General features: G+C 73.2%; 21 protein-coding genes and 1 tRNA gene. 9 read left to right on the top strand and 13 right to left on the bottom strand.

The genetic code is table 11. From position 1 onward, the window contains the following. Position 1: 1 nt before the first annotated feature. The 7 genes from M446_RS25330 to M446_RS25300 form a co-directional block, all read right to left on the bottom strand. Entirely contained in the window at positions 2–520 is a 519-nt protein-coding gene (locus M446_RS25330) for a phenolic acid decarboxylase (protein WP_012334964.1), read from the bottom strand. 243 nt (positions 521–763) lie between these two features. Further along, positions 764–2332, bottom strand: coding sequence for a GMC family oxidoreductase (locus M446_RS25325; RefSeq protein ID WP_012334963.1), 1569 nt, complete (start codon positions 2330–2332; stop codon positions 764–766). A gap of 90 nt (positions 2333–2422) precedes the next feature. Next, positions 2423–2971, bottom strand: a complete 549-nt coding sequence (locus tag M446_RS25320) for a twin-arginine translocation signal domain-containing protein (RefSeq protein WP_012334962.1) — start codon at positions 2969–2971, stop codon at positions 2423–2425. A 39-nt stretch (positions 2972–3010) separates the two neighbouring features. Beyond that, a complete protein-coding gene (locus M446_RS25315; RefSeq protein ID WP_012334961.1) occupies positions 3011–3406 on the bottom strand; it encodes a VOC family protein in 396 nt (131 codons plus the stop codon). 264 nt (positions 3407–3670) lie between these two features. After that, positions 3671–4540 carry a 2-oxo-4-hydroxy-4-carboxy-5-ureidoimidazoline decarboxylase gene (gene uraD / locus M446_RS25310; RefSeq protein ID WP_012334960.1) on the bottom strand — a complete coding sequence of 290 codons (870 nt, stop codon included), beginning with the start codon at positions 4538–4540 and terminating at the stop codon, positions 3671–3673. Further along, positions 4537–5376: a factor-independent urate hydroxylase gene (gene pucL, locus M446_RS25305; RefSeq protein ID WP_012334959.1), complete on the bottom strand. Its 840-nt coding sequence runs from the start codon at positions 5374–5376 to the stop codon at positions 4537–4539. Before pucL ends, uraD begins: the two co-directional genes overlap by 4 nt. Before the next feature lie 150 nt (positions 5377–5526). After that, positions 5527–6927: a nucleobase:cation symporter-2 family protein gene (locus M446_RS25300; RefSeq protein WP_012334958.1), complete on the bottom strand. Its 1401-nt coding sequence runs from the start codon at positions 6925–6927 to the stop codon at positions 5527–5529. Positions 6928–7087: 160 nt separating this feature from the next. On the opposite strand from M446_RS25300, the gene rnhA reads away from it, so the two are divergent. Then, on the top strand, positions 7088–7759 hold the full coding sequence (gene rnhA, locus M446_RS25295) for a ribonuclease HI (RefSeq protein ID WP_012334957.1): 672 nt from the start codon (positions 7088–7090) through the stop codon (positions 7757–7759). Between the two features lie 131 nt (positions 7760–7890). On the opposite strand, the gene M446_RS25290 is transcribed toward rnhA, so the two are convergent. Further along, positions 7891–8970 carry a tartrate dehydrogenase gene (locus tag M446_RS25290; RefSeq protein WP_012334956.1) on the bottom strand — a complete coding sequence of 360 codons (1080 nt, stop codon included), beginning with the start codon at positions 8968–8970 and terminating at the stop codon, positions 7891–7893. A 73-nt stretch (positions 8971–9043) separates the two neighbouring features. Beyond that, positions 9044–10864 (bottom strand): chloride channel protein, encoded by a 1821-nt coding sequence (locus M446_RS25285; RefSeq protein ID WP_012334955.1) that lies wholly within the window; start codon positions 10862–10864, stop codon positions 9044–9046. A 194-nt stretch (positions 10865–11058) separates the two neighbouring features. Here M446_RS25285 and M446_RS25280 point away from each other — a divergent pair. The 4 genes from M446_RS25280 to M446_RS25265 all read left to right on the top strand — a co-directional run bounded on the left by M446_RS25280 (position 11059) and on the right by M446_RS25265 (position 12557). Then, positions 11059–11135, top strand: a tRNA-His gene (locus tag M446_RS25280). A 140-nt stretch (positions 11136–11275) separates the two neighbouring features. Next, on the top strand, positions 11276–11905 hold the full coding sequence (locus M446_RS39135; RefSeq protein WP_265576423.1) for a hypothetical protein: 630 nt from the start codon (positions 11276–11278) through the stop codon (positions 11903–11905). Positions 11906–12021: 116 nt separating this feature from the next. Beyond that, positions 12022–12207 carry a hypothetical protein gene (locus M446_RS25270; protein ID WP_012334953.1) on the top strand — a complete coding sequence of 62 codons (186 nt, stop codon included), beginning with the start codon at positions 12022–12024 and terminating at the stop codon, positions 12205–12207. Beyond that, positions 12204–12557 (top strand): hypothetical protein, encoded by a 354-nt coding sequence (locus tag M446_RS25265; RefSeq protein ID WP_012334952.1) that lies wholly within the window; start codon positions 12204–12206, stop codon positions 12555–12557. The genes M446_RS25270 and M446_RS25265 overlap by 4 nt, the downstream gene beginning before the upstream one ends. 22 nt (positions 12558–12579) lie before the next feature. On the opposite strand, the gene M446_RS25260 is transcribed toward M446_RS25265, so the two are convergent. Both M446_RS25260 and M446_RS25255 read right to left on the bottom strand, forming a co-directional pair. Beyond that, positions 12580–12771 (bottom strand): hypothetical protein, encoded by a 192-nt coding sequence (locus tag M446_RS25260; RefSeq protein ID WP_012334951.1) that lies wholly within the window; start codon positions 12769–12771, stop codon positions 12580–12582. Between the two features lie 131 nt (positions 12772–12902). Further along, entirely contained in the window at positions 12903–13202 is a 300-nt protein-coding gene (locus M446_RS25255; RefSeq protein ID WP_012334950.1) for a hypothetical protein, read from the bottom strand. A gap of 177 nt (positions 13203–13379) precedes the next feature. Here M446_RS25255 and M446_RS25250 point away from each other — a divergent pair, with 177 nt between their 5' ends. The 4 genes from M446_RS25250 to M446_RS25235 all read left to right on the top strand — a co-directional run bounded on the left by M446_RS25250 (position 13380) and on the right by M446_RS25235 (position 15811). Continuing rightward, positions 13380–14039: a hypothetical protein gene (locus M446_RS25250; RefSeq protein WP_012334949.1), complete on the top strand. Its 660-nt coding sequence runs from the start codon at positions 13380–13382 to the stop codon at positions 14037–14039. Positions 14040–14239: 200 nt separating this feature from the next. Continuing rightward, the gene (locus M446_RS25245) at positions 14240–14611 is read left to right on the top strand and encodes a phasin family protein (RefSeq protein ID WP_012334948.1); all 372 of its coding nucleotides are present in this window, start codon (positions 14240–14242) and stop codon (positions 14609–14611) included. A 304-nt stretch (positions 14612–14915) separates the two neighbouring features. Next, the gene (locus tag M446_RS25240) at positions 14916–15539 is read left to right on the top strand and encodes a phasin family protein (RefSeq protein ID WP_043701617.1); all 624 of its coding nucleotides are present in this window, start codon (positions 14916–14918) and stop codon (positions 15537–15539) included. 11 nt (positions 15540–15550) lie between these two features. Further along, complete coding sequence (locus M446_RS25235) at positions 15551–15811, top strand: hypothetical protein (RefSeq protein ID WP_012334946.1); 261 nt, start codon at positions 15551–15553, stop codon at positions 15809–15811. 245 nt (positions 15812–16056) lie between these two features. Here the strand turns inward: M446_RS25235 and M446_RS25230 are convergent, their stop codons facing one another. Together M446_RS25230 and M446_RS25225 are read right to left on the bottom strand one after the other, a co-directional pair. Continuing rightward, positions 16057–16374, bottom strand: a complete 318-nt coding sequence (locus tag M446_RS25230) for a hypothetical protein (protein WP_150108730.1) — start codon at positions 16372–16374, stop codon at positions 16057–16059. Between the two features lie 115 nt (positions 16375–16489). Further along, positions 16490–18526, bottom strand: coding sequence for an elongation factor G (locus M446_RS25225; RefSeq protein ID WP_012334944.1), 2037 nt, complete (start codon positions 18524–18526; stop codon positions 16490–16492). Between the last annotated feature and the right edge of the window lie 122 nt (positions 18527–18648).

The raw sequence follows: 18648 nt of genomic DNA, 5'->3' as shown, positions 1-18648 counted from the left end.
GTCAGTTCTGCCGCGCGGCGTACCCGTCCGGCAGGTCGGCCGGCGCGCAGGCGATCACCTCCTGGTTGTCGATGCCGCAATCCTCCAGGAACGTGACCGAGGCGAACTCGTCGACCACCAGCTTCGGGTAGGTCGGGCCGGCATCGCGGTACTGGCGCATCCTGTCGAGATGCTCGTTTTGAAAGCAGACGGTCCGCTTCGGATCCTGGGCGATCCATTGCGGGAAGAAGATCACGCCGTGGATGCGGCGCTCCTCGAAGTTCACGGCGACGCTCACCGTCGTCCCGGTCGGCTCATCCCAGGAGATCTTCACCACCTCGTCGGAGAGTCGGACGATATGGGCGACCTGATCGCGAACCCAGCGGCCGCCGACGATGCCGCTGTGGATGCGGTAATCGATCGTCCGCTCGTTCTTGATATACATCTCGTACTGCCAGCCGTTCTCATAGGTATAGATGAAATGCTTGCCCAGGAAGGGGGCAATTTCTTCTCTCCTGGTGGAGGCAAACAGGTCCGACATCGCAATCTCCTCGGCTCGGCCCGACACGGGCATCGCTGGGGAGAGGGCTACCATCGGGATTGTCGGGTCAAAAGCGCAATTTCCGGCGGTTTCTTATCGGGAAATCCGATGATGGCGGGCCGACGCGCCCGGGGGCCTCGGCGACGCTCCTCCTCGCGCGGATCGGCGCCGGCCGCGACGCGGCCGATCCGGCCCGGGCGGTGCGATCGCCAGCCCGGGCCCGCTCGCGCGGCGCGGCCCGGATCAGATCTCCCGCCGCTGCATCGCGCCCGCGATGTGGTCCGCCTGCCGCAGCGCCAGGGCCACGATGGTCAGCGTCGGGTTGCAGGCCGCGCCGCTGGTGAACTGGCTGCCGTCCGAGACGAACAGGTTCCCGACGTCGTGGGTCTGGCCGAACTTGTTCACGACGCCGTCGCGCGGCCGCGCGCTCATGCGGTTGGTGCCCATGTTGTGGGTGCTCGGATAGGGCGGGGTCGGGTAGGTGACGGTCGCGCCCACCGCCTCGTAGACCGCCGCGCCCTGCCGGTAGGCGTGGTCGCGCATCGCGATGTCGTTCGGGTGGTCGTCGAAGTGGACGTGCGCGACCGGCATCCCGTGCGCGTCCTTCTGCACCGGGTCGAGGGTGATGCGGTTCGTCTCCTGGGGCATGTCCTCGCCGACGAGCCACATCCCGGCCATGCGCGGATACTGCTCCATGGCGCTGGTGAAGCTGCGCCCCCAGGCGCCCGGGTTGAGGAAGGCCGCCATGAAGGGCAGGCCGAGGGAGAGCGTCTCCATCTCGTAGCCGCCCGCGAAGCCGCGCGACGGGTCGTGGCGCGCCTCGTCGCGGATGATGCCCGCCATGGTGGTGCCGCGGTACATGTGGACCGACTTCTCGAACACGCCGTAGACGCTGCCGGTCATGTGCCGCATGTAGTTGCGGCCGACCTGCCCGGAGGAATTGGCGAGCCCGTCCGGGAACAGGGACGAGGCGCTGTTGAGGAGGAGGCGCGGGCTCTCGATCGAGTTGCCGGCCACCGCGACGATGCGGGCCTTCTGGCGCTGCAGCGTTCCGGTCTCGTCCGCGTAGACGACGCCCGTCACCTTGCCGGAGGCATCGTGCTCGATGCGGATCGCCATGCAGCCCGGGCGGACCTCCAGGTTGCCGGTCGCCTCGCCGCGGGGGATCTCGGCGATCAGCGTCGACCACTTCGCCCCCGACTTGCAGCCCTGGAAGCAGAAGCCGATCTGCTGGCAGGCGCCGCGGTCGTGGCGCTCCTGGCTGTTGATCGCCATCCGGCCGGTATGGACCTCCCGGTAGCCGAGGCGGCGGGCGCCGGCCTCAAGCACCTTGTAGTTGTTGTTGCCGGGCAGGCCCGGGATGCCGTTGGTGCGGGTCACGCCCATCCGGTCCTCGGCCTTCTCGTACCAGGGGTCGAGTTCGGCCCGGGTGATCGGCCAGTCGAGCAGGTTGGCGCCCGGGATCGCGCCGTAATGGTCGCGGATGCGGAACTCGTGCTCCTCGAAGCGCAGCGAGGCGCCGGCCCAGTGCACGGTCGAGCCGCCCACCGCCTTGACGATCCAGGCCGGCAGGTTGGGGAAGTCCCGCGCCACCCGCCAGGAGCCGGAGGTGGTGCGCATGTCCGTCCAGGCGAGCTGGGCGAAGCTCGCCCACTCGTCGTTGACGAAATCCTCCATGTTGTGCCGGGCGCCGGCCTCCAGGATCACGGTCCTGATGCCCTTGAGCGCCAATTCGGTGCCGAGCGTGCCGCCGCCCGCGCCCGAGCCCACGATGACGACGAGCCCGTCGTCGTTCAGGTCGAATCCGGCCATGGTTTCCTCCGCTGGCGCCGGCGGGCCGCGTCGTCCGCGGTCTCGCGCCCGGGCGCGCCTCGTTCTTCGTTGGCGTCGGGCGGCCGGTCCTCAGACCTTCGGCAGCCAGTCGATGTCGTTGAAGCCGCGGGCGATGTAGCCGCCCTTGTCGGCCGAGGAGCCCTCGTAGCCGAACTTCGCCCACAGGTCGGGCTGGTTGTAGAGCGAGACGACGAGGTCGGCCCTGAGCGCCTTGAAGAAGGGCGTGTGCGCGACGGCCTGGAGCAGGACGACCCGGTCGGCCTCCCAGCCGACCTGCGCGTAGGGCACCTTGTGGCGGGTGCGGGCGTCCTCGTCGAGGCGGCGGATCCCCTCGGTGAGGAGCTGCCGCGTCGCCGGGTCGGCGGCGGACTTGGCGTCCCAGGGCTTCACGGCCGCGATGTAGGAGCTGTCGGCGAGGAAATCGTGCGGGTAGATGTCCCGGGCGATCTTCACCAGCGTCTTGAGGTCGGAGGGGGTCAGGGCGGCGCCGCCCTCGGCCCAGGCCTCCTCGACGCAGAGGCCCGCGCCGGAGGCGATGGCGGCGGCCGGGGCCGCCGCGGCGGCGGATTGCAGGAAGCTGCGCCGGCTCACGCGCCGGCGCGGATCGACTTCTCTCATGGGTTTCCTCCGGATGTAGTGTTGTTTGGAATCGGCGGCTCAGCCGAAGCGCCCGCCCTTCTGGATGACCTCGATCCGGTAGCCGTCCGGGTCGGTCGCGAAGAAGAACCGGGCGAGCGTGCGGCCCTGGTGCTGGAAGTCCTTCACGGGGGTCGCGGGCAGGCCCTCGCGCACGAAGCGCGCATGCTCGGCCTCGACGTCGTCGACCACCACCGCGAGGTGGCCGTAGCCGTTGCCGATCTCGTAGGGCTCCTGCCGGTCGAAATTGACGGTGAGTTCGAGTTCGAAGGGCGAGGCCGGGTCGCGCAGGTAGACGAGGGCGAAGGTGTCGAACTCGAACCGGTCCGCGACGTCGAGCCCGAAGGCCTTGGCGTAGTAGTCGCGCGAGCGGGCCTCGTCGCGCACGCGGATCATCGAGTGAACGGGCTTGGCCATCCGGGGACCTCTCCTGAGGGAACCGGCCCTGCCGGCCGGCGCTGGGCGGGAGAGTAGCGCGGCGCCGCGGCCCGTGGTGGTAGCCGGCTGTGGCGGGGAGGGGCGGCGCGCGGGGCGCCGGCGGATGCGCGCCCTCGGGCGGCGAGCGCCTCCGCGCTTCTCTCGAGCGGATGCCAGCGCCGGGCCCGCCCGATCCGCCGGGACGGCGCCTTCGGGATCGCGCCTTGCCGAGGTGAGATCCGCTTCGGTCGCGCGGAGTCCGGATCAGCTGCCGCGATACACCGTGTAGCTCCACGGCGTCGCGATCATCGCCACGTGGTAATGGCCCTCCGGCTCGTCGATGCCGAAGCGGATCGGCACCGTCTCCAGGAAGAGGGTGTCCACGGAGCGGGCGACCCGCTCCCGGAAATAGGGGCCGATGTCGAACTCGATCTCGTAGCGCCCGACCCGCAGGGGCGCCCCCGAGAGGAGCGGCGTGTCGGTGCGGCCGTCCGCGTTGGTGGTGCGGGTGTCGAGCAGGGTGCGGCCGGCGCGGCCGAGCGCGTAGAAGCGCAGGGCGACCCCGGCGGCGGGCCGCCCGCCATGCGTGTCGAGGACGTGGGTCGAGAGCTTGCCGGTGGTCGGGGGCGGGCCCGGCCCGTCGACCCGGTCCACGAGGCGCAGCCGCGCGATGTGGCCGATCTCGGTCAGCGCCGCGGCGAGTTCCGCCTCCGGCGCGCGGGCGAGCCGCGCCTCGAACCCGTCCAGGATGGCGTCGAGGCTGCGGCGGCGGACGCAGAGCACGAAGGGGAAGCCGAACCGCGCCCGGTAGGCGGCGTTGAGGCGCGCGAAGGCCTCGGCCTCCGCCCCTGCCAGCCGGTCGAGGCCCGCCCCCGCGTGCTCGGCGGCGGACTCGGGCGCGAGCGCCCCGGACCCGGCGAGGTCGGGGAAGCCGCGCACCAGGGCGCGCTGCGCCTCCGGGTCGGCGGCGCGGATGGCCTGCGCCAGGGCGGCGTCCAGGGCCGCCACCGTCGCGAAGGGGCGGGCCGCCGCGGCCCGCTCCCCCACCCAGGACGCCCCCTCGAACAGGTCCCCCGCGAAGGCGGCGAAGACCTCCGGCGGGGCGGCGTTGAGGACGTCGAGCGTCGTCCTCATCGGCCCACCGTGCACTCGATCTGGCCGTGCGGCTCGTCCGTCGCCACGAAGACCTGATTGTCGTTGTCGAGGCCGAAGCGCGCGAGGTCGACCAGCAGGTAATGCTTGTTCGGGCAGGCCATGCTGATCGTCTCGATCTCGGGCACCGCCGCCAGCGCCGCCCGGCCCATCCGGTAGAGGCTGTCCTGGATGCTGTGGCTGTAGGTGGTGGCGAAGACCTTGAGCAGGCTGTCCAGGATCCGCGCATTGGCGGCCGGGTAATCCGCCGGCGGGCGGCCCCACAGCCAGGACGCCTCCATGCTGGTGGCGGCGAGCCGGTCGTGCGTCTCGGAGAGCGTCGTGTAGGGGTCCTTGACGTAGTTGGCCCAGCCCGATTCCGTGGTCTTCAGGAAGGTGAAGCCCGAGAGGCCGGATTCGATGGTGAGCGCGCCGCCCCGGGCCATCGTCACCTTGGCGACGGAGGTGCCGTTGCCGTCCAGGGTGAAGGCGTGCGGGTGGGGCTCCCCGTCGACCGCGAGCCTGGACCAGCGGGTCTCGTGGGCGGTGACGGTCGCGGTCTCGACCATCGCGTAGGCGTCGATCAGGCGCCGGGCCACCGCCCGGCAGAACTCCTCCGGCGCCAGGGTCATGCTCTCGCGGGCCACGATGTTCACGACGTTCTTGACCGTGTCGGTGGAGACCGTGGTCGAGTTGTCCGCCCGGGTGAAGGCCGGGTCGAAGCCGCCGGTCAGCATGGCCTGGACGGTGAGTTCGCGCACCTCGTGGCGCGCCCCGTCCCGGTGCACCCGCATCACGCGGACGCGGCCCTTGCCGTAGGTCTTGTGCAGGAGGGTCATGGCTCGCTCGGTCTCCCGGGTCGCTCGGGCGGGTCATACGACATCCGACTGATGGCTTCGCCATGCGGATGTCGGCTTCGCTCAGGCGCCGCGCTCAGGCGCCGCGCAGGCTTGTGATCCGGGATCCGCTGCGATCAAGCGGATCCCGGATCAGACGTGCTCGGCGACGGCCGCCACCGCGGCGGCGTCGCGGCGCGCGGCCTCGGCGCCGCCGAGCCCGTTGAAGAAGGCGTTGAGCAGCACCGCCGCGATGGCGGAGAGCAGGATGCCCGATTCGAGGAGCGGGTGCAGCGCGTGCGGCAGGTTGCGGAAGAAGCTGGGCGCCACGAGCGGGATCATGCCGAAGCCGACCGCGATCGCCACCACGAACTGGTTCCTGGGCCGGGTGCGGAAATCGACCGCCGTGAGGATGCGCGCGCCGGTCGCCGCGACCATGCCGAACATCACGAGGCCGGCGCCGCCGAGCACCACCTGCGGCACGGCCTCGACCAGGGCCGCCATCTTGGGCAGCAGCCCGAGCCCGACCATGATCAGCCCGCCCGCCACGGTGACGAAGCGCGAGCGCACCCCGGTGACCCCGACGAGGCCGACATTCTGAGAGAAGGACGTGTACGGGAAGGTGTTGAACAGGCCCCCGAGCAGGGTGCCGAGCCCGTCCGCCCGCAGGCCGCGCGCGAGGTCCTCCCGGTCGACCGGCCGGCCCGTCATCTCGCCGAGCGCCAGGAACATGCCGAGCGACTCGATCATCACCACCACCATCACCACGCACATCGTGGCGACGGGCACGAGGCGGAAGGTCGGCAGGCCGAAATGGAAGGGCAGGACGAGGCCGAACCAGGGCGCCGCCGCCACCTTGTCGAGGTGCATCAGGCCGAGGGCGGCCGCGAGGAGCGAGCCCGCCACGATGCCGACCAGCACCGCGACGTTGGCGAGGAAGCCCTCGCCCCACCTGATGAGGGCGAGGATGACGAGGAGGACGAACAGGGCGATGCCGAGCCCGGCGAGCTGGCCGTAGGCCGGGTTGGGGAAGCTGCCCGGCACGCCGTCGACCACGCGGGTGAGCGTCGGCAGGCCGCCGCCGGCCCAGTTGATGCCGACCCGCATCAGCGAGATGCCGATCACCAGGATGACGGTGCCGGTGACCACCGGCGGGAACAGGGGCAGGAGCCGGCCGACATGGGGGGCGACCAGGAGGCCGAAGATCCCCGCCCCGATCACCGCGCCGTAGATGCCGAGGAGCCCGATCTCCGGGGTGGCGGCCATCGCCAGCATCGGGCCGACCGACGCGAAGGTCACGCCCATCATCACCGGCAGCCGGATGCCGATGCCCGGGAGCCCGACGCATTGCACCAGGGTGGCGAGGCCGCAGGCGAAGAGATCGGCGCTGATCAGGAAGGCGACCTCCTCGGGCCGCAGGGCGAGGGCGCGGCCGATGATGAGCGGCACCGCGACGGCGCCCGCATACATCACCAGCACGTGCTGCAGCCCGAGGGGGACGAGCCTGGCCAGCGGCAGCCGCTCCTCCACCGCATCGGCCGTCCGTGTCGTCATGACAGCACCCCTCTCGGCAATCGACCGGCCGGTGGCGCCGGTCTCCTTACGGAAGCGCCGGCAAGGAGCGTGCCAGGGATGGGGCCGCGCGGTGGCGGATTCGTTCAGCGTCTCGTGGCAAGATGCGACGCCCGAGTCACGGTGAAAGAGTCGAGTGCCCATGCGAACCATCGTCTACGCCGACGGCGGCTGCGACCCCAATCCCGGCCCGGGCGGCTGGGGCGTCGTGATCCTGGCGCCGGAGGGCCCGGTCGAGCTCTGCGGCGGGGACCCGCGCAGCACCAACAACCGCATGGAGCTGACGGCGGCGATCAGCGCGCTCGAGCATTTTCCCGAGGGCGCCGCGATCGAGATGCGCTGCGACAGCCAGTACGTGGTGAAATCCGTCACCGAGTGGCTGCGCGGCTGGAAAGCCAAGGGCTGGCGGACCACGACCGGCGAGGTGAAGAACCGCGACCTGATGGAGCGCCTGGACGCGCTCAACGCGCGCCGGGACGTGCGCTGGGTCTGGGTGCGGGGCCACGCGGGCGAGGAAGGCAACGAGCGGGCCGACCGGCTCGCCGCCGAGGGCCGCCGCCGGGGCCTCGGGCTGCCGCCCCGCGAGGACGCGCCCGCCGCCCCGGCGCCGGCCCCGAGGCCCGAGGCGCCCCGCGGCCCCTCGCTCCCGATCGACGGCGCCCTCGGGCTGCTGCTCAGCCGCGCGGCGAAGCAGGCGGGCGTGACGCCCCAGGCGCTCATGGAGGAGGCGGTGCGGCTCGCCCTCGATCTCGGGCCGGAGGGCGTGGCGCGCGTGCGGTCGGACTTGCGGGCCCGCAAGGCGCCCGCGGCGTGAAGGCGCCCGCGGCGTGAGCGCTTCGGCGGCGACGGGGTGACCGGCCGCGCCGGGGGCCCCGCCCCGGCCCGTTGAGCGGTGCCGAGGGCCCCGCCGGGTCGCGGGATGAGGCAAGCGGCCGCTGTCGCCGCTCAGCCCAGCGCCTCCGCCACCGCCTGCCCGCAGGCCCCCGTGTCGGCGTTGCCGCCGAGATCGCGGGTGCGCAGGGTGCGCTCGGACAGGACGCGCTCGATCCCCGCCACGATCTCGGCGGCGGCCTCCCGCTCGCCGAGATGCTCCAGCATCATCGCGCCCGACCAGATCTGGCCGATCGGGTTGGCGATGCCCTGGCCGGCGATGTCCGGGGCCGAGCCGTGGACCGGCTCGAACAGCGACGGGAAGCGGCGGTCCGGGTTGATGTTGCCGGAGGGCGCGATGCCGATCGTGCCCGTGCAGGCCGGCCCGAGATCCGACAGGATGTCGCCGAACAGGTTCGAGGCCACCACGACGTCGAACCGGTCCGGGTTCAGCACGAAATGCGCCGTCAGGATGTCGATGTGGTACTTGTCCCAGCGCACCTGCGGGTAGCGGGCCGCCATCGCCTCCACCCGCTCGTCCCAGTAGGGCATCGTGATCGAGATGCCGTTCGACTTGGTGGCCGAGGTCAGGTGCTTCTTCGGCCGCGACTGCGCCAGCTCGAAGGCGAAGCGCAGCACCCGGTCGGTGCCGTGGCGGGTGAAGATCGATTCCTGCACGGCGAATTCCCGCTCCGTGCCGGCGAACATGCGCCCGCCCGCGTTGGAATACTCGCCCTCCGTGTTCTCGCGCACGACCCAGAAGTCGATGTTGCCGGGCTTGCGGTTGGCGAGCGGGCAGGGAACGCCGGGCATCAGCCGCACCGGGCGCAGGTTCACGTACTGGTCGAAGTCGCGGCGGAACAGGATCAGCGAGCCCCACAGCGAGACGTGGTCCGGGATCTTCTCCGGCCAGCCGACCGCGCCGAAGAAGATCGCGTCGTGTCCCTCGACCTGCGCGCGCCAATCCTCCGGCATCATGCGGCCGTGCTTGGCGTAGTAATCGTAGGAGGAGAAGTCGAACCAGCTCTGCTCGAGGGTGAAGCCGTGGCGCTTGGCCGCCTGCTCCAGCACGCGGATCCCCTCCGGCACCGTCTCCTTGCCGATCCCGTCCCCGGGGATCACGGCGATGCGGTAGCGGCGGGGCGTGGCGGACATGGCATGTCTCCCGGATCGGTTTGCTCCCCGGCGTCGCGCATCCGGGCGCGCCGGTCAATCGCAAGCCGCGGGCTCAGCCCACCTCGCCGACCGTGGCGGCCCGCTGGCGGTCGAGTTCCTCGCTGTAGCGGCGCAGGGTGTGCTTCTCGGTGAGCAGGCCGATCACGCGGGCGTGCTGCGGGCTCTCGACCACCGCCAGGGCCTCGCTCTCCGAACTGTCGAACAGCGCGGCGGCCTCCTTGGCGTTCATCTGCGGCAGCAGCACGTCGGTGTGGCAGCGCAGGATGTCGGCGACCCGCATGGTGCCGGCCTTCTCGTCGATCGGGGCGGCGTGCGCCTCGGGCACGAGCACGATCCCGGCATAGAGCCCGGCCTCGTCGGTGGCGACGACCTGGCTCACGGAGCCGAGCGGGAAGGCGCGCCGGAAGGCCGCCAGCGTGGTGTCGGCCCGGACGGTGCGCACCTCCCGGCGCATCATCTGGCCGACCGTGAGGCTGCGGATCCAGCCGATGTCGTGGGCGCTGCGGATGCTCTCGCCCCGCAGGTGGAAGCGCCAGGTGGCGAAGGAGTAGCCGAAGGTCTTGCGCACCGTGAGGGAGGAGGCGATCACCGCCGCCAGCACCAGCGCGGTCACGGCGAAGTCCCCGGTCATCTCCAGGGCCAGGAAGGTCATGGTGAGCGGCCCGCCGATCACCGCGACCGCGAGCGCGCTCATCCCGACGATGGCGTAGGTGGTGGGCGGCAGCGCCGTGGCGATGAGCGGCGGCATCAGGATCGCGTAGGCCTTGCCGGCGACGGCGCCGAGGAAGAGCGAGGCGAAGAACAGCCCGCCCCGGAAGCCGGTGCCGATCGAGACCGCGGAGGCGAGGGCCTTGGCGCAGAACAGCCCGATCAGCGCGCCCGCGCCGAGGACGGGCCCGTCCTGCGCGAGGTTGAGGTGGAGCGCCCCGTGCCCGGCCGAGAGCACCTGCGGCGAGGCGGCGAGCGCCAGGAGCCCGACCAGGACGCCGCCGAGGGCCGGGCGGGCGATGGTCGGCACGCCGCTGCGGCGCACGCTGGCCTCGATCAGGGTCACCCCCTGCATGATCAGGATGCCGAGGCCGGCGCAGAGGAGGCCGAGCCCGAGCGTCGGCAGGTAGTCGGCGGGGGTTACCGGCGGGGTCGGGTCGAGGGTGATGGCGGGCGGATGCGGCAGGACGGAGCCGGCCACCAGGGCGCCGACCAGGGCCGAGACCACGACCGGGGTGAGGGAGGCGACCGCGTAGGTGCCGATGATCAGTTCGAAGGCGTAGAAGGCGCCGGTGAGGGGGGCATCGAAGGCCGCCGCGATGGCGGCGGCCGCCCCGCAGCCGACGAGCACCCGCATGTCGGAGCGCCGCAACTCGAAGCCGAGCCCGAGGCGGGAGGCGAGCCCGGCCGAGAGCTGGGTGTAGCCGGCCTCCAGGCCGACCGAGGCGCCGCAGCCGTTCGAGATCAGGTTCTGGAGCGCGACGAGCACGGAATCCCGCAGGCTGAGGCGCCCGCCATGCAGGGCGTTGGCCTCGATCGGGTCGACCACCGGCCGCCCCGGCCCGCGCCGGAGCCGGTTGCCGAAGCGGAGGACGAGGCCGAGCAGCAGGCCGCCGAGGGCCGGCGCGGTGAGGACGAGGAGAGCCGGCAGGGCGGGCGCGGCGCTGAGCCTCCCGTCCGCGGAGAGGCCGAAGATCAGGCGGTGGAGCCCCTGCGTGGCGAAGGCCATGGCGCTGACCGCGAGCCCGGCGAGGCAGCCGACCAGGATCGCGAGGCCGACGAGCCCGACCTCGCTGCCGCGCACCAGGGCGCGCAGGCCGCCGGGGGCCTGGACGACGGGGCCGTCGGTGAGGGAGCGTCGGAGGGTCTCGGGCTTCGCCGTCATCGGGCCGTGGGGGCGGGTGGCGGGCGTCCGGGCCGCGGGGCGGGACGGCACCGGGTGTTTAGGGGGATGCGGCGCCGAGGTCGACGGGTTTTCGCGCCGCGCCCTGCGACCGCGGGCGGCCGCATTTCCGGACCGGAATCGCCCGCGCCCGCTTGTCAGCGGCCTCCGCCCGGATTACACAGCGCCCCACGTCGGCCGCCATAGCTCAGTTGGTTAGAGCGCTAGATTGTGGATCTAGAGGTCCCCCGTTCGAGCCGGGGTGGCGGTACCACGGATCTCCCGCAGCACTGATCATCCGACGACCGTTGCGCGTGAACGGTTGGGGCGGTCAGCCGCGATGCTGCCCCACCTGCCTGCTCCGCCCTTCACCGAGGCTGCGCCGGGTAACGACCCTCGCACCCGCGGCGTCGCGTGGCCCGGCTGGGCCCCGGGCCCGATCGCGCGGGCGGGTCGAGCGAGGATCGGCGCAATCCGGGACGCGTCCCGAGAGCCCTTCCCGAGCGCCCTTCCCGAGCGCCCGCCATCCGAGAGGCCCGCCATGAGCCCAGCCTCCGCGCCCGGCGCATCCTGCTCTTCGTCAACATCGCGCACGCGCTCGACCACTTCGTGCTGCTGATCGACCCCACCGCCGTGACCGGGATCGCGGCCGCCACGGACCTGAGCTACGGCGCGCTGATCGGGCTCGCCACCGGCAGCGTCGTGGCCTTCGGCCTCTGCGCCCTCACCTCGCCTGCCGCTCCTCGCCGGGCTCGTCCCCGTCCGCGCGGCGCTCGACGGGAAGGTGGTCGTCAGCGACGCCATGGTGGCGCGCTCCATCTCGCCGCGGCACCGGCGCGGGCCTACAGCCTGCGCGACTTTCTCGGCTTCATCGTCAGCGGCTTCGCCGTGCCGATGACCGCGCTCCTGCATCATCTCGTCGGGCGGCTTCCGGCTGGTGCTGGCCGCGGCCGGCGCCGTCGCAGCCGTGACCTTCGCGACCGCGGTGGCGTTCCGCACCCTCGCGCAGCGCTCCGCCCCGCCCCGGCGGCCGCGGCCGAGTGAGGAAAGCCGGGACTGGCGCCGCCGCGGCCCCTGTGCCACCCCTCGGGCGGACGAACCCGCGCCCCGGGAACGATTCCCCCGCGGCCGCGATTCGCCCAGGCCCCGGGAGAGATGCGATGCCTGAGTCCGAGCCGGCCGACGAGATGACGCAGGAGGAAGCCTTCCAGATCCCCGACGAGGTCGCCGCCGCGCTCACCGAGTTCGCGGCCGTCGAGCAGCTGAGCCGGGGGCAGGCGATCTGCACCATCCTCGCCGATTACCTGCGCCTGAAGGGCTACCTGAAGGGGGCCCCGCGCGGATGAGGCGCGACCGGCCTTGCGCCGCGCTCCGCGCCGCGCTCCTCGGCGCGGGCGCGACGGCCGCGGCGGCGGCCGCCGCCCAGGAGCGCTCCCTCGTGCTGCCCCACCTGGAGGGCGAGCGGCAGGGCACCATCGTGGGCCGGGCCGTCGCCTGCGGGGCGCCGGAGGCGCAGACGCAGCGCGCCGCCCGCCTCGCCGCGGAGCGCATGCGCCGCGCCGTCGGGCAGGGGCCCTGGCAGGACCGGTTCCTGCCCGCCTTCAACGACGCGGCCAGCCTCGCCGCGCAGCTTCCGCCGACCGCCTGCGAGGAGGCGCTCGCCGCCCTCGCCACCCTGACCCGGGACGCGCCCTGAGGGATGCGCCCCCGCGGGCGGCTCACGGTCCGACGCTGCGCAGCTGCATCTCCAGTCGCGCGACGTCCTCGCGCAGACGGTCGAGATCCCGGCGCGCCGCGGCGTCGGCGGGCGCGGCCTCCGCCGCGTCCCGCGCCGCGCGCAGCGAGACCCGCTTCGCCGTCAGGGCGTACTCGATCTGGGCGCGGGCTTCCTCGGGTGTCCGGGAGCGCATGGATTCCCCCTCGTCGGGCCGCGACGATCCGTCCCGGCCGCTGCCGGGAGAACGGCCGACGCGCCCGCTTGCTCCCGCCGGCCCACGCCGCCCCCGCTCCGGGCGCGGGATGCGACGCGACGCCGCGCCGCTCAGGAGGGGAGCGCGGCGGAGGGACGGGATTGGGCGTAGAGGCTCGCCCCGGCATCCGGGCCGACCACCCGCACCAGCGTCGCCTCGTCGCAGGTCCCGGCGATCCGCAGGCCGAGCCGGTGCAGGTGGCCCTTGTCGGAGCAGTAGGCGGCCAGCCGGGCGCGGCCCGTCTCCGGCATCTGCGCCACCAGGGCCTCCACGTCGCGGTCGCTCGCCCGGTGCAGCGCCGCCAGCAATTCCAGCGGGATCGGGTAATGCGCGAAGGCCTTGGGCATAGGCCGGACCTGATTGTGCGCCATGGGCCACCTCCAGCGAATCGGAGATGCCAGCGTCGGCCAATATGGTTACCTGCAGGTTAAGACGAATGCCGTCTTGCCTGACCGCCTCGGTACTTGACCTTGGGTCGCGAAGAGGCCATCAACAACGTAAGTAAATACGGAAGGTTGGCGTCCGGGCCGATACGGTGGCGAGGCAGAATGATTGATGCCGAGACTGTCAACCGGCGCGGCGCGAGCGAGGCGGAGATCCGCCGCGCCCTCGCGGAGTGCCTGCACAGCCAGACCTTCCGGCGCTCCCCCAAGCTCGCCGCCTTCCTGACCTTCATCGTCGAGGAGGAACTGGCCGGGCGGGGCGAGGCGATCAAGGCCTACACGATCGCCACCCGGGCCCTGAACCGCGCGACCAGCTTTGACCCGGCCAACGATCCCAGCGTCAGGGTCGAGGCGGGCCGCCTGCGCCGGGCGCTGGAGGAGGCCCAGGCCGAGGATGGCGGGGAGCGGCCCTTGCGCATCCACGTGCCGGTGGGCGGCTACCGGCCGGTCTTCGAGGTGCGCGAGCGCGCCGCGGGCGCACCGGAGGGGCCGCCCCTGCCGGTGATCCCGATCCCGGCGCCGCCGCTCCCGCCGGCGCACCTCCCGGTGGCGGCGCCGCTCTTCGATTCCCGCGGGCAGGCGATCATCGCCGGGCTCCTCGCGGCCATCGTCGTCCTGCTCGCCGTCGACGTCGCCTTCCACGGCTACATGGCGGTCACGGTGCGCGGCGCCGCGCCGGACCCCGAGCGCGCCGGCTTCACCCGCACCGTCCCGGACGCGCGCGACGCCGCCCGCGCCGCGCTGGACGAGGTCCAGACCCGCTGAGATTGATCGCGCGGGGCGGGACCGGTAGCGTCCCGCCGGGACCATGCCGGTCCCGGCGGGATCCTGCCGGCAGGATCCCGTCCCGGGCGCGCGGCCGGCCACCACCGGCCGGTTGACTCTCGCGCTGCACTGCAACATAGTCCTGCTGCGCTGCGGTAAGCCGCTTCTCGCCGGACGCAGGACCTTTCGGGGAAACGACCATGAGCAACAAGGGCTTCGAGATCCCCAACGAGATGCGGGAAACGGCCGAGAAGGGGCTTCAGCAGGCCAAGACGGCGCTCGGCAACCTGCTCGGGACGGCGCGCAAGGTCGCCGAGTCGGTGCAGACCTCGACCGAGACCGCGCAGACCAAGACCGGCGCCGCGGTGACCAAAGGTTTCGATTACACCGAGCAGCACCTCGCCGCCACCTTCGAACTCGCCGAGAAGCTCGTGCGGTCGAAGAACCTCAAGGAGGCGATGGACCTCCAGGGCGAGTACATGCGCAATCAGATCGCCGCGCTGCAGACGCAGGCGAAGGAATTTACGAATCTGACCGAGGATGCGGCCAAGCCCTCCTCCGAGAAAGCGTAACCGGCCAGCCGGACCCCGCGGCGCCATGCGCTGGGGTCGGGCGCCGGCCGCCGGTCGGGTGCTCCGGCCGTCGGCCGGGGCAGGGGTGTGAACGAGCGTGAGATCCGCGATGACGACCGGACGCAAGGACCGATCCGCCAGGCCCCCTGGCAAGCCCCTTGGCAAGCTCCTTGGCAAGCCTCCTGGACGGACGCGGAGCAAGGCCGCGGCCACGGGCCTGCAGGGGCACCAGACCGCCCAATCCGCCCCCGCCGACGCGCAGATCGTCGCGCCCTCCGCGTCGGTGGCCGACACGGAGAGCAGGATGACTCCCTTCGAGGAAGTCCCGGCCGCGGATACGCCCGTCGCGGAACCGGCGCCGGTCGCCGAGATGCCCTCGTTGGCCGAGACGACCTCGTTGGCCGAGACGCCTCCGGCGCCCGAGGCGGAGGCCGCGACGGCGCCGCTGGCGCCCGAGGCGGTCGCCGCCGCTCCCGAACTGGCCGCCGAGGATGAGGCCGCCGACCTTCCGGTGATCGAGGCCGCCGCTCCCGGCGCGGGCGCGGAGGAAGAGCCCTTCGCCGAAGAACCCGCCGCGGAAGAACCCGCCGCGGAGGAACCCGTTGCGGCGGTCTCCGCCGCGCTGGCTGAGACCGCCGCGGAGGCGGAGGCCATCGCGGAACCGGGACCGAAAGCCGAACCGGAAGCGGCCGAGCCGGCCGGCTTCGCCGCGTTCGAGGCGGTGAACGCCCGCGTTCTCGTCTTCGTGCGCGGGGAATTGACGGCGACCTTCGCCTTCTGGAACGCGCTCCGCGAGGCCCAGAACCCTGGCGAGGCGGTGCGGCTGCAGATCGACGAGGCCAGCCGCAGCTTCGCGTCGATGCTGGCCTTCTGGAACGACCTCGCCCAGTACGCGGTCCGCAGCGTGCTCGACCGGCGCGCGGCCTGAGGGACCCCGCGATGCTTCCGCCGTGGCACGCGGCCGTGCTGCTCGCCATCGAGTCGCAGACGGTGATCGCCCTGCGCCTCGCCGCCATCGCGGCGGGCGGCCCGGCCGCCCGGGTCGAGGTGGAGCGGATGATTACCGAGAAGATCGGTGCCGCGGTGGAGGCCGCCGACACCCTCCTGGGCGGCGGATCCCCCGACGCGGTGATCGCCCGCTACCGGGAGCACGTCCAGGCCAACGCCGAGCGGCTGCGCGGAGAAGCCACCGCGGGGTGAGCGTCGCCCGGGACGCGCCGGGCCCCGCGGGGCCCGGGCCGCAATCCGCGCGCGCCGGCGCGCCCCTCGCGGCGCCGGCGGCGACGAACGCGGCCCTCCCGAGAGCAGCCCGGCGGAACCGCCCCGGCGGTCCCACCGCCCCGCAGGCGTGAGGCCTCCAGGGCCGTTCCCCGGCGGAGACAGGCGTGCGCAGGGAGGGCGACGCCGCCCGCGAGACGGGATCCCGCCGGGCGTCGCCGCCGCGCTCAGTTGATCTCGCAGAACCCCGTGCCGCTGCCGAACACGCGCCCGCCCGGGCACCAGGGACGGGCGGGCTTGGCGGGGGCGGCGGCGGGGGCAGGCACCGGCACCGTGGTGCCGGTGGTCATCGGAACCGGGCCCCCGTCATCCGCGGCGGCCGTGCGGATCGGCGGCGCCGGGCTCGCCGGCCGCGGCGCCGGCGCGGGGCTCTCCGCCCGGCCGAGGTGATAGATTCCGAAACCGCCGCGCCGCACCTTGGCCTGCGCCGCCGCCGGCAGGCAGCCCGCCGCCACCGCGACCGCGATGAGGAATGCTCCGCGCATCATCCCCTCCTGAACGTCCCCGCCAGGATGCCCCGGAGGTCTTAACGCGGGCTCGCGGAGATCGCGCGATTTCGCGCGATTCCGGGCGCCGCGTGGGCAAGGCCCGCGCCGGCGCTCAGCCCGCCTTGCGCACCGGCTGGGCGGCCAGGACCGCGTCGGCCGGCCGCCCGGTCAGCTCGGCCCGGTGGTCGAACCGGGCCGTGTAGCTGCCGACCCCCGCGGTGATCGAGCGCAGCTCCACGATGAGCCCGCTCATCTCCGCCTCCGGGATCAGCGCCTCGACCTGGTCCCAGCCCGGCCAGCCGGGCCGTGCGTCGAAGCCGAGGATCTGCCCCCGCCGCGCCGTGACGAGCCCGGTCGCCTTCGCGGTCGCGGTGGACGGCACCGCGAGCGCGACCGCGAGGATCGGCTCCAGCAGCACCGGGCCGGCCTTGGGCAGGGCCTCCTCGAGGGCGAGGCGCGTCGCGGCCTGGAAGGCGGCGTCGGAGGAATCGACCGCGTGCGCCGCCCCGTCCGTGAGGGTCACGGCGACGTCGACCACCGGAAAGCCCAGGGGCCCGCGCGCCATGCAGGCCCGGGCCCCCGCCTCGACCGAGCCGATATATTGCCGCGGCACGGCGCCGCCCACGACCTCGTCCTCGAAGAGGAACCCCGCGCCCCGCGGCGTCGGCCGTACCGTGATCGCCACGTCGGCGAACTGGCCGTGGCCGCCGGTCTGCTTCTTGTGGCGCGCCCGGGCCGCGGCCGTGCCCCGGATCGTCTCGCGGTAGCCGACCTTGGCGCGGTCCGTGTCGACCCCGATGCCGAAGCGCGAGGCGAGCCGCTCCACCGCCACCCGCAGGTGCATCTCGCCCTGGCCGGTCAGGCGCATCTCGCCGAGATCGGCGTGCTGCTCCAGCGCCAGGGCCGGATCCTCCTCCAGCACCTTGGCCAGCGCCCCGGCGAGGCGCACGTCGTCCTTGCGGTCGCGGATGCGCAGGGCGACGGCGTGGACCGGCTCGGGCCGCGGCAGCGCCACCAGGGCCGGCGGCACCTCGCCGCCCGCCTGCAGCGTCTCGGCGGTCGCGACGGCGTCGAGCTTGGCGAGGCCCGCCACCTCGCCGTCGCGGGCCTCGGCCACCCGGGCCCCGGCCGCGCCGGTGAGCGCCGTGAGGCCGGCGATGCGCCCGCCCTGGCCCCCGCTCCCGGTGACCGCGTCGCCCTCGCGCAGGCTCCCGCGCAGCACCCGCGCCACCGAGAGCTTGCCGCCGAAGCCCGAATGCAGGGTCTTGATCACCTGGGCGAGGGCCGGCCCCGTCTCCGCCACCCCGAGGCGGGCGCGCGTCTCGGTCAGCCCCGGCGCCTCGTGGCGCAGGGCCTTGAGCAGGCGCGTGACCCCGTTGCCGTGCTCGGCCGCGCCGAACAGGACCGAGACAACCTGCCCCTCGCGCAACTCCCGCGAGAGGTCGGCGAAGACCCGGTCGCGGGCGGGCTCGATCTCGGAGATCAGGTCCTCCATCAGCGCGTCGTCGTGGTCGGCGAGGCGCTCCAGCATGGTGAAGCGCTCGGCCTTCTCGCGCGGCCACTCGCCCTCGGGCAGGTCGACCACCTCGCTCGGCGCCTGCTCGCGGTAGATGAAGGCCCGCTCCAGGGCGAGGTCGATGAAGCCGACCGCGGTCTCGCCCTGCCAGAGCGGGATCTGGCGCAGGAGCAGGGGCACCCGCGAGGCGGGCTGGAGCAGGGCCAGCGCGTCGCGCAGCGAGCCCGGCGCCGCATCCGCCTTGTTGATGAACAGGAGCCGCGGGATGCCGGCGGCTTCGAGGTCGCGCAGGCACAGTTCCAGGGCCGGGCGCTTGCGCTCGTCCGCCTCGCAGACCACCACCGCCGCGTCGCAGACCGGCAGCACGGCCCGCACGTCGTGGGCGAATTCCACCGAGCCCGGGCAATCCACGAAGGTGAAGCTGTCGCCGAGGAACTCGACGCTGGCGACGGCCGGCTCCACGCTCATGCCGTGCGCCTTGGCCTCCGCGGAGGTGTCGCCGACCCGGTTGCCCGAGGCGGCGCGGCCGGGGCGGTCGATCGCGCCCGTGCGGTGGAGGATGGCTTCCAGGAGCGCGGTCTTGCCGCTCTGGAAGGGTCCGACGATCGCGATGCACCGGGTCTGCCCAGCCACGTGACGCCTCCTCGTCTGAGTGTGCCCTCTCGGCGAGCACTTGGATCGGAGTTAAGCATCATTCGCCGAAGGGGTCACCGGTTCGGCGACGAAATGATGCGGCGGCGCTTCGCTCGGGCATC

This window comes from Methylobacterium sp. 4-46, assembly GCF_000019365.1.
GTDB lineage: Bacteria > Pseudomonadota > Alphaproteobacteria > Rhizobiales > Beijerinckiaceae > Methylobacterium.
Note: the sequence above shows the minus strand (reverse complement) of the source record. Positions and strands in the feature narration are given on the sequence as shown.